The following is a 10,355-nucleotide window of genomic DNA, read 5'->3' as shown; positions in this document are numbered from 1 at the left end:
GAAGGATCACACGGTGGCCGCTCTACACCCGTGCACAACACGGAATCGCAGACGATCTCGGCCACCGAGTTACACCACTCTATGGGGCACTACTCACCGTCGAGCCGTCGATCGCGTTCGGAGCGAGCAGTCGGGTACCGACCGTGAGGCCGCGTACGGCGCAGTCAGTCACACACCGGAGCACGACGAAGTGCTCGAGACGGTGACGCAGCGGCTCGAATCGGAAGCCGTGGTCGCCTGTCTCGACACCTTGACCGATACGCAGAGCGAGTCGGTCCGAATGGCTTATTACAGCGGTTACACCTATCGCGAAGTTGCGGAGCGGCTCGGGGTCGCGGTTCCTACCATCAAATCGCGCATACGAGACGGATTGATCAAATTGAAGACATGCCTGGGGGTGATCCCGCAATGAACGAATCGTCACGACAACGACTGCTCGACGACGCGGAGGTCTATGCCCTGCACGCGACCACCGAAGCCGAACGACGCGACATCGAGACAGAACGGTTGCGCGTCGACGACACCGCACGCGCCCAGTTCGACGTCCTGGTAGGCGAGATCCACGAGACGCTGGCCCTGGCAGCGGCGTCCGACGCCTCTCCCGCGCCCGAGTCCCTTCGGCAACGGGTGCTCGACCAGGTCGCCGTCAGCGATCAGGAGCCCACGGTCCACAAGCTGCCACCGAACGTCACACCGCTGCACAGGCATCGGCGCGAACGCTCGAAGGCCTGGCGGTACTCGATGGTCTCGGCTGCGGCCGCGGTGGTCGTCGCCGTCGGCGGCGTTGTGGTCGTCAGTCAGACCATGGGCACCGATGCGCAGCCGTCTCAGGCGGACCAGATCGTGGCCGCGCCCGATTCACGACAGGTGACGGCGGAGTTCCCCGGTGGCGGCTCGGCGACCGTGGCGTACTCGCTGGCCCGGAACGCGGTCGTCGTCGATCTCGATGGAGTTCCGCAGCCACCGCCGGGCCGCGTCTACCAGATGTGGTTCGTGGACGGTTCGCCTCGCTCTGCCGGTGTGGTGACCGAGGATCAGCTTTCCTCCGAGGACGGCACGGTGATCGACGGTCTCGGGGCGTCGACGAACTTCGCGTTCTCACTCGAGCCCGCAGGCGGGTCGGCGCAGCCGACCGAGGTGCTCACGATGCTGACGTTGGGCGCCTGAGAGCAGCACACGCACAGTCGCCTCGGGCGGTTCGACGTTCGGTCAGATGCCGATGTCGAACCGCCCGAGCGTTCTGATCACCGCGGCCATCTGGCCGTAGGCTCCGGTGGCGAGATTTTCCAGCAGCGCCAGCTTGATCTCCGGTGCATCGCGCGTGAGCGCCTGGAAGTGCGCCGCCGACACCACCACGAGATCGACTGGTGTGTCGGCAACCATGTCGAGCAGGAACGGTACCGACATCAGCAGGGGCATCTCACCGAAGCTCATGCCGGGGGAGAGTGTCGTGATGCGGTGCTTGCCGCCGTCGGCGGCGACGGCCGTGGACGTCACCTCACCGCGCAGCATCAGGAACAGGCCCGCAGCCGCATCACCCTGGCGAACGATCACGTCTCCGCGCGCGTAGTGCCGCTTCTCCAGATACGGAGTGACGGCCTCGAACTGTGCGGCGGACAGCCCGGCCAGCAACGGATGCTCGGCCGTGGTGACGACCGTCGGCTGTCGCACGCCCGCGCAATGGCGATCGAGCAACAGATTCTCGGCCCACTGGATGGCCGCACCCAGGCTCGAGTAGGTTCGGCCCGCGGGGTCGGCCGGGTCGAGACTCGACGTCGTATGACCCATGATCGCTCTCGGATCCACCAGACCCACCACACAGCCGTGCTCCGCGAGATCCTGACGGAGATCCTCGAACATGGTCCGGGCGATGTCACTGACCTCGTCGACGCCTCGCACATCGATGACGAGGGCATCCAGTTCCCGATCGAGGTCGCCGATCTCACGGACGGCAGTCTCGGCACCGGAGAACAGCAGATCCCCGTGTAGTTCGTACACGCGGGCTCGATCGCCCACGGCAGCCAAGGTGTCCTGTTCCACGTCCGATCGCCGTTTGCGTGACGGTGCCTCGGTGACCACGTATCGGCGTCGGATCGAGGACTTCGCAGCTCGGGTGACGTGCAGGAAGTGTAGTTCGAGGCGTTTCGAGAGTTCTCGGCAAGCGGCGACTCCACGGACGCTGTTTCCGTGCGAATCGAGCCGCGGGGAGTAGACGGCAATGCCCATCTGTCCCGGCAGTACCGCGAGGATCCCGCCTCCGACCCCGCTCTTGGCCGGCAGGCCGACCCTCGCGACCCAGTCGCCCGCCCCGTCGTACATCCCACATGTCGTCATGACCGACAGCACTCGTTCGACCAGAGCCGGTGCAAGTGCACGTTCACGCGTGCGCGGGTTGACGCCGTTGTTGGCCATCGTGGCCGCCATCATGGCGAGGTCCGCGGCGGTGACGTCGATAGAGCACTGGCGGAAGTACAGATCGACGGCGGCGTCGGGATCGTGGTCGATGATGTCGAACGAACGGAGCATGTACCCGATTGCGCGGTTGCGATTGCCGGTGCGGGCCTCCGACCGGTAGACGGCGTCGTTGAACGTCAGAGTCCTCCCTGCATACCGCGAGTACGAGGCTCGAATGCGCTCGAATCGATCCTCGGCACTTCGCCCGGCGATCAGCGACGCCGACGTGATGGCACCGGCGTTGATCATCGGGTTGCGCGGTCGCTCGGTGACGGGGTCGAGACTGATCTCGTTGAACGGCTCACCGGACGGTTCGACGTCGACCTTGCTCGCGACGACGTCCAGTCCCCGGTCGGCCAACGCCAGTGCATAGGTGAACGGCTTGGAGATGGATTGAATCGTGAAGGGGAGTCGAGTGTCGCCGACCTCGTAGACGTAACCGTCCGTGGTCGTCAGTGCGATACCGAACCCGTCCGGCGTAACGGCGGCCAGTTCGGGAATGTAGTCCGCCACCTGCCCGGACGTGTCGTCTCGGCATAATCCGTGAACTCGGCGCAGGATGGCATCGACCACGTTGCTCATAGGCCACACTGTATGTGTGATGTCCGATTCGTCTCCGCCGAGGTTAGGGGCGGCTGGCCCAGGGCACCTCGATGTTCGACGGTACTGTCGGCGTGATGATGCTGGGCGGAGCAGCAGTGCACGGTAACTCCGTAGACTGAAATTTCATTGTGTTTTCCGGCCGGAGGGAGCGATCTCGTTGGGTGTCCTAGCTCGAATTCAGACGCCCGAGGACTTGCGCGACCTCGGCAGTGCGGAGCTGGCCGAACTGGCTCGCGAGATCCGTGCGTTCCTCGTCGAGAAGGTGTCCGCCACCGGCGGCCACCTCGGTCCCAATCTCGGTGTGGTGGAACTGACATTGGCGATTCATCGCATCTTCGACTCCCCGCGTGATCCCGTCATTTTCGACACCGGTCATCAGGCGTACGTACACAAGATGCTGACCGGGCGCACCGGTCTGTTCGACACGCTGCGTAAGCAGGGCGGCCTGTCGGGCTACCCGTCACGGGTCGAGAGCGAACACGACTGGGTCGAGTCCTCGCACGCGTCGGCGTCCCTCTCCTACGCCGACGGCCTGGCCAAAGCGTTCGCCCTGAAAGGCGAATCCGACCGGCACGTGGTCGCTGTGGTCGGCGACGGTGCGCTCACCGGCGGAATGTGTTGGGAGGCCCTCAACAACATCGCCGCAGGCCGCGAACGATCCCTGGTGATCGTCGTCAACGACAACGGTCGCTCGTACGCCCCGACCATCGGGGGCTTGGCCGATCATCTGGCTGCCCTACGGCTCCAGCCCGGGTACGAGAAGGTGCTGGACAACGGTCGCCGCATCGTTCGTCGCATTCCGATCGTCGGGCCCACGGCCTACGCGATGTTGCACGGCATGAAGGCCGGAGTGAAGGACGCCATCAGCCCGCAGGTGATGTTCACCGATCTCGGAATCAAATACCTGGGTCCGGTCGACGGCCACGACCAGCACGCGATGGAATCGGCTCTGCGTCGAGCCAAGGCATACGGCGGCCCGGTCATCGTCCACGCGGTGACGCGCAAAGGCATGGGTTACGTTCACGCCGAGAACGACGTCGCAGATCAGATGCACGCCACCGGGATCATCGATCCGTTGACGGGACTGGCGCGGTCGAAGTCGGCACCGGACTGGACCTCGGTGTTCTCGGCGGCCCTGATCGAGCAGGGCGAACAGAACGAGGACGTCGTGGCGATCACCGCTGCGATGGCCGCGCCCACCGGTCTCGCCGCGTTCGGAGTTCGCTTCCCCGACCGGCTGTTCGACGTCGGAATCGCCGAGCAGCACGCGATGACGTCGGCTGCCGGACTCGCACTGGGCGGCATGCATCCGGTGGTCGCGATCTACTCCACCTTCCTCAATCGAGCGTTCGATCAATTGCTGATGGACGTGGCGCTGCTCGGACTGCCGGTCACCGTGGTGCTCGACCGCGCCGGTGTCACGGGGGCCGACGGTGCCAGCCACAACGGCATGTGGGACATGTCCCTGCTCGGCATCATCCCCGGCATGAGGGTGGCGGCGCCACGAGATGCCGAGACACTGCGAGAAGAACTGGCCGAGGCGATCGCAACGTCCGACGGACCCACCGCGCTGCGCTTTCCGAAGGGCGCGGTGACCGAAACCGTGCCCGCAGTGCGCAGACTCGACGGAATTGTCGACGTACTGACCGAGCCGTCCGGTGCCACGGGCGATGTGCTGATCGTGGCCGTCGGAGTGTTCGGTCCGCTGGCCGTGCACGCCGCGGAGAAACTCCGACAGGACGGCATCTCGGCGGCTGTGGTCGACCCCAGGTGGGTGCTGCCCATCCCGCAGGCGCTGCTGAAATTGGCGGAGGACTATCGGATGGTGGTCACCCTCGAAGACAGTGGCCTGCACGGTGGTGTCGGCTCGACCCTGTCCGCGGCTCTTCGCGCGGCAGGCGTCGATACTCCGTGTCGTGATCTCGGTGTGCCACAACGATTCTTGGATCACGCATCACGCGAACAGCTGCACCACGAACTCGGTCTCACCTGCGAGGACGTCGTACAGCGGGTCTCGCACTGGGTCAAGAGCCTCTGACGCCGGTCTCCTGCCGGACGTCGCCGCCGTAGAACGCGCGGCGTCCGGCCAGCGCGCCCGCGACTGCCATCGGAGCCGTCATCACGAGCAGGAAGAGCACCGACGGTTCCCACCGTTGCGTTGCCGAATGTACTGCGCCGCACACCACAGGGCCGCAGGCTGCCAGCATGTAGCCGACCGTCTGTGCCATCGAACTCAGCGATGCAGCATCACGTGCCGTCGCGGCCCGCAGATTCATCAGCGTCATCGCCAAGGACAACTGCCCACCTTGGCCGAGTCCGAGCAACACGGCCCACAGCAGCGCCCATGAATCGGCCGAGGACAGCACTCCCAGCAATCCGGCAACCGTGGGCAACACCACCGCAACGGCCAGAACGCTCTGCCTCGACAATCCGGTGGCCACGTTCGGCACCGTCAGCGCCGTCACGACACTGCTGACCGACAGAGCCGTCAACAGCAATCCGGCCGCGGCGGCGTCCACACCTCGATCCCGGTAGATCGTGGGCAGCCACGCGATCAACGAATACGCCATGAGTGACTGCACACCCATGAACGCCGTCACCGCCCACGCGACGGGGGAGCGCAGCACGCCCGAACTGCCCTGCGATCCCACGGAACCGGACACCGCCGGCGACGACCCCGTCCTCGCGAACATCCGGGACAGCAGTGCCATACACAACGCCGCGATCACCACCGGGACCGCCCACAACCCGAGCACCCACCGCCACGCGCCGTCGAGCGACTCGGTCAACGGAACCGAGACCCCCGACGCCACACCGGCACTGGCGCTGATCACGGCAGTCAACACACCGGTCAACAACCCCAGCCGGCGAGCCGACACCGCCGGACTCTCCGGTCGTTCCTGCAGGCTCCACTCCCGTCCACCGGGTCGTTCCTGCAGGCTCCAGTCCTGCTTTCCTGGTCGTTCCCGCAGGCTCCACTCCTGCACGATCACGCGCACCAGTACCGGCCCCAACACGTTCGCCACCGCAATACCCGCAGCCGCCGCGAGGGTTCCCGCCACCAGCACCGGCCAGGACGGCACCGCGCGCACCGCGGTGCCGACCGCAACGAGAATCAAGCACCCGACGAGCACGTCTGTGACCCGCGCGCGACGCAGCAAAGAACCTGCAGCGGCAGCGCACACACCGAGGAAGATCACCGGTCCCGTCGTCAACAGCGCCATCGAGACGGAACCGGCAGAGTAGAACGCCGCAATATTCGAGGTGAGAGCCGAGGTGCTGCCGAACAGCAGACGCAGTCCGAGACCGAAGACCACGACGGTGAACACAGCGAACACGGTTCGGGACTTCATGGCCTGCTTTCGGCGTCCGGTCGGCGGATTGTTTCTATCCCTCACAATGCACTACCGGTCATGTGAGAACCTTCTCGACCTGGCTGCAGGTTCGGTACCGAGGGCAACACCGAACTCTCGGATTTCACGAACGAGTGATCGACGAATGCAGCGAGGAACACGGAATCGATCGCGTCGTGACATCGAGTCGATTCACGCCGAGTGTCGATCATTTTCTTTGCGAATATGTGACCTGCGTGGCTGGTGTGTCGTTGTTGTCCAAACCGTGACGACTGGCATGTTTTGTCCATGACCCTCGTCTTCGACGGTAGAACCGACGTCTCGGACAGCCGAAGCGATCCGGCTCTCGGCGACGGTGACTCCGACTGGGCCGCCGTCGAGTCCGTGGATGGCACCCCGCCGCGGGATTCCCGGAACGACGGGATCGAGCGACGGCATTCGCGATGGTTCGTGGCGATGTCGGCAGTGATCGGTGTGGTGGCATTCGCAGCACACGATCGTTTGCTGTCGTTCGACTCGTTGTACGGGTTGTTCGGCAACGGTGTCGACGCTCTCGTCTACCGACACGGCGGCGCAACCGTACTCGGTAGCGAAGAGCTGTACTCGTTTTCGTTGTTCGGCACGCTGCCGTTCACGTATCCGCCGTTCGCTGCTGTGCTGTTCGCACCCCTGGGCTTGCTCTCCGATACGGCGACCGGATTGCTGGTGAACGTATCCAATGTCGTGTTGCTCTACGGCGTCGTCCATCTCAGCTGGCGACGACTCGGATACGAGAATTGCACGCGGACCAAAGTGGTGAGTGTGGGTCTGGCGGTGGGTTGCTCGTGGCTGGAGCCGGTGCGCATGTCGCTGTGGTTGGGCCAGATCAATCTGTTGTTGCTCGTGTTGGTGCTGTGGGATCTCGGCCGGCCCGAGGGCAGTCGGCTTCGCGGGGTCGGCGTCGGAATCGCGGCAGGTCTGAAGCTGACACCCGGCCTGTTCATCGTCATGTCGATCGCGCAGAAGCAATGGCGAGCGGCATGGACTGCGGCCGTCACCGGTCTGGTCACGGTGCTGATCGGATTTGTGGTCGTGTTCTCCGACGCGTGGCGCTATTGGACCTCCGCGATCCTCGCCTCGGACCGAGTGGGGTCGACCACGTCTCCCGCGAACCAGTCGGTTCGGGGGGTGGTGGCGCGGGCGTGGGGAACCGAGCATCCGCCTGTGATCGTGTGGTTGCCTGCGGCGTTGATCGTCCTTGCTGCGGGGATGTGGGTGTCGTATCGAGCTCACCGTGCGGGGAGAACACTGCTGGCGATGACGCTGTGCGGTCTCACGGCGCCGATGGTGTCGCCGTTCTCCTGGGGCCATCATTGGGTGTGGTGCGTTCCGCTGTTGGTGATCGGACTCGATGCATGTGCGAGCTCGCGGACGAGCGTGCGCGGCCGCACGCTGCGCATCCTCGGATTGCTCGCCGCCACAGCTCCTTTCGTGGCCTGGTATCGCACTCAGGCCGACGTGGTGGTGATCGGCACGTTCATGCAGTCCGTATCGCCGATCCTCGACGGAGGACTGCGGAACGCGTATTGCGTTGTCTACGTGATCGTTCTGGTGGTAGCGGCGATAGGACTGCGGAAGGACTCGACTGTCCGCTACGTCCCTGCCACCCACTCTTCGATCTGAACGCGATCTATCAGATGGGCCAGGGCGAAGGGATCGTGTGCGAACATCCGCTCCACACTCGCCTTGTCGGTGCCGTCGACGATCATCGTGGCACCACTGTGATCGGCGAGTGGGCTCGACGATCGGAGGATCTTGCGGCGCTCGAGTTCGCGCAGCCAGGCGCGATGGTCGGTGCGGTGATCGTCACGGCCCGAGGATGTTTCGGGGGTGTACGCGTATTCGACGACGAACATCGGCATGTCAGATCTCCATGTCCTCGAGCTCCATTCCTTTGGTTTCCGTGATCTTGTACTTGACGAAGAAGAAAGACAGGATCGCGAAGAACGCAAAGAACGAATAGATGAATCCGAGTCCGATGGTGTCGGACAACGGCGGAAATGCGAGTGTGATGGCGAAGTTGGCAATCCAGTTCGCGGCAGTACTGATACCGAGAGCGACGGCTCGCATTCGGTTGGGGAACATCTCCCCGAGCATGACCCACATGATCGGTCCCCAGGTTGCGGCGAAGAAGACCACGAAGAGGTTCGCTCCGACGAGAGCGACCGGTCCCCACGGGGACGGCAATTCGAGTTGGTCCCCGCTGCCCACTGCCTGAGTGAACGAAACGGCCGCCAGTACGAGGCCGACGAACATACCTATCGAGCCGATCATGAGCAGATTTCGTCGGCCGAATCGGTCGACGAACAAGATGGCGACGAATGTCATCGAGACATTGATGACAGAGGTGATCACCGAGGTGACGAAAGATTGGTTCTCGCTGAAACCGACGGATTTCCACAGGGTCGTCGAGTAGTAGAAGATCGCGTTGATGCCGACGAACTGCTGCAGAACCGCCATCGTGATGCCGACCCAGACGATCGGTTGCAGACCGAACTTGGGTCCACGGATATCGGCGAAGGACGATTTCGATTCCCGACGCAAGGTCAGTCGGATCTCTTTGACCCTTTCGTTCGGGTTCACCTCCCCGGTGATGTCTCCCAGAATGCGAGCCGCTTCCTCGTCGAGATGTTTTCCGACGAGGTATCTGGGCGACTCGGGAATCAGCGTGGCGAGAAAACCGTAGACGAGTGCCGGTGCCACGCCGACCAGGAACATCCATCGCCAGGCTTCGAGCCCGAACCACAGGTCGTTCGACGGCCCACCTGCCGCGTTCTGCAGCACCGCGTCCGACAGCAGGGCGGCGAAAATTCCGATGGTGATGGCCAGCTGCTGCAGCGAGGCCAATCCACCTCGATAGCGCGCCGGGGCAATCTCCGAGATGTAGGCGGGCGCAATGACCGATGCGATGCCGATGCCGAGGCCGCCGAGTACACGCCACAGCATGAGATCCGGGACGCTGAACGCGAACCCGGATCCCACCGACGAGATGGTGAACAGTGCGGAACCGAGCAGCATCACCTTCTTTCGGCCCCAGCTGTCGGCGAGCCGGCCGGCGAACCAGGCACCGACCGCACAACCGAGAAGCGCGATGGCCACGGCGAAGCCGGTGACGAACGACGACAGTGCGAAGTTCTCCTGGATGGAGTCCACCGCGCCGTTGACGACGGACGAATCGAACCCGAACAAGAAGCCGCCGACAGCGGCGGCAATCGTGACTCCGATGACTTTGGCAGTGTGCCGATCGGTGGATTGCGTCATCACGTGACCCAGCTTTCGAGGTGAACCAGCATCCTTGGTGGTCGATCGCCATCATCGTCCTCGCACCGGCGGATTGGGAGCGAAATCGACTCGATATTCGAGGCGTGCGGGAATCCGCTCACCGAAAAAAGGTGAATTGTCCGATATTGCGCCTGTCGAACTCGAAGTTGCGGACGGAAATCTGCCGAAAGTCGTCCATGGCTTCGAGTTCGGCGGCAGGTGGCTATCGCGCCTGGGCGGCCGACCACTGATCGAAGGTCTGGAGACCGTGATCCGCATCGGTCGTGGTGACCAGTGTTCCGTCTCGCATCGCGCGACCGTATGCGCCGGGAATCGGGACTTCGAGCACCAGGCCGCGAGTACCGATGGCCCGTGCGTAGCGCCGAACCATCTCGGCCATGCGTTCTTCACGCGGTCCACCGAGGTCTGCGACTCGGCCGGCCGGGGTCCGCTCCGCCAGGTCGATCAGTCGTTCGGCGACCTCGCGGGCGGCGATCGGTTGCGAGACCATCTTCGGGACGATGCTCACCGGACCGAACGAGGATCGTGCGGTCAAGCCCCTAGAAGTGGTGTAACTGGTTTGTGATCCTTCGTTGGTGATCAGGCGGGTAGTTGCATCAGTGCATCAGTGGTCACCTCCGTCGT

Annotated in this window: 8 protein-coding genes and 1 pseudogene; 4 read left to right on the top strand and 5 right to left on the bottom strand. The window is 64.0% G+C overall.

Translation table 11 applies throughout. The features are described 5' to 3' along the window. Window positions 1-94: 94 nt before the first annotated feature. Window positions 95-412: pseudogene (locus ABZ677_RS27605) on the top strand (sigma factor-like helix-turn-helix DNA-binding protein); the annotation flags it as partial. Then, entirely contained in the window at window positions 409-1,167 is a 759-nt protein-coding gene (locus ABZ677_RS27600; RefSeq protein ID WP_037189463.1) for an anti-sigma factor, read from the top strand. The pseudogene ABZ677_RS27605 and the gene ABZ677_RS27600, both read left to right, overlap by 4 nt. Before the next feature lie 42 nt (window positions 1,168-1,209). Here the strand turns inward: ABZ677_RS27600 and glsA are convergent, their stop codons facing one another. Continuing rightward, window positions 1,210-3,036, bottom strand: coding sequence for a glutaminase A (glsA, locus tag ABZ677_RS27595; RefSeq protein WP_358375238.1), 1,827 nt, complete (start codon window positions 3,034-3,036; stop codon window positions 1,210-1,212). A gap of 178 nt (window positions 3,037-3,214) precedes the next feature. On the opposite strand from glsA, the gene dxs reads away from it, so the two are divergent. Continuing rightward, window positions 3,215-5,095, top strand: coding sequence for a 1-deoxy-D-xylulose-5-phosphate synthase (gene dxs / locus ABZ677_RS27590; RefSeq protein WP_094634312.1), 1,881 nt, complete (start codon window positions 3,215-3,217; stop codon window positions 5,093-5,095). Here dxs and ABZ677_RS27585 read toward each other — a convergent pair. After that, a complete protein-coding gene (locus ABZ677_RS27585; protein ID WP_358375233.1) occupies window positions 5,082-6,410 on the bottom strand; it encodes an MFS transporter in 1,329 nt (442 codons plus the stop codon). The genes dxs and ABZ677_RS27585 overlap by 14 nt on opposite strands. 288 nt (window positions 6,411-6,698) lie before the next feature. Between ABZ677_RS27585 and ABZ677_RS27580 the strand changes: the two genes are divergently transcribed. Then, a complete protein-coding gene (locus tag ABZ677_RS27580; RefSeq protein ID WP_358375230.1) occupies window positions 6,699-8,072 on the top strand; it encodes a glycosyltransferase 87 family protein in 1,374 nt (457 codons plus the stop codon). On the opposite strand, the gene ABZ677_RS27575 is transcribed toward ABZ677_RS27580, so the two are convergent. The 3 genes from ABZ677_RS27575 to ABZ677_RS27565 all read right to left on the bottom strand — a co-directional run bounded on the left by ABZ677_RS27575 (window position 8,042) and on the right by ABZ677_RS27565 (window position 10,266). Further along, window positions 8,042-8,311, bottom strand: coding sequence for a YciI family protein (locus ABZ677_RS27575; RefSeq protein WP_037189460.1), 270 nt, complete (start codon window positions 8,309-8,311; stop codon window positions 8,042-8,044). The two genes, ABZ677_RS27580 and ABZ677_RS27575, sit on opposite strands and share 31 nt — an antisense overlap. 1 nt (window position 8,312) lies before the next feature. Further along, window positions 8,313-9,710, bottom strand: coding sequence for a sugar porter family MFS transporter (locus tag ABZ677_RS27570; RefSeq protein ID WP_358375227.1), 1,398 nt, complete (start codon window positions 9,708-9,710; stop codon window positions 8,313-8,315). A 223-nt stretch (window positions 9,711-9,933) separates the two neighbouring features. Continuing rightward, complete coding sequence (locus ABZ677_RS27565) at window positions 9,934-10,266, bottom strand: hypothetical protein (RefSeq protein WP_358375224.1); 333 nt, start codon at window positions 10,264-10,266, stop codon at window positions 9,934-9,936. Window positions 10,267-10,355 lie beyond the last annotated feature (89 nt).

It is taken from the genome of Rhodococcus sp. NPDC006774 (assembly GCF_040636045.1).
Taxonomy (GTDB): domain Bacteria; phylum Actinomycetota; class Actinomycetes; order Mycobacteriales; family Mycobacteriaceae; genus Rhodococcoides.
This window is presented reverse-complemented; position numbering and strand designations above follow the sequence as displayed.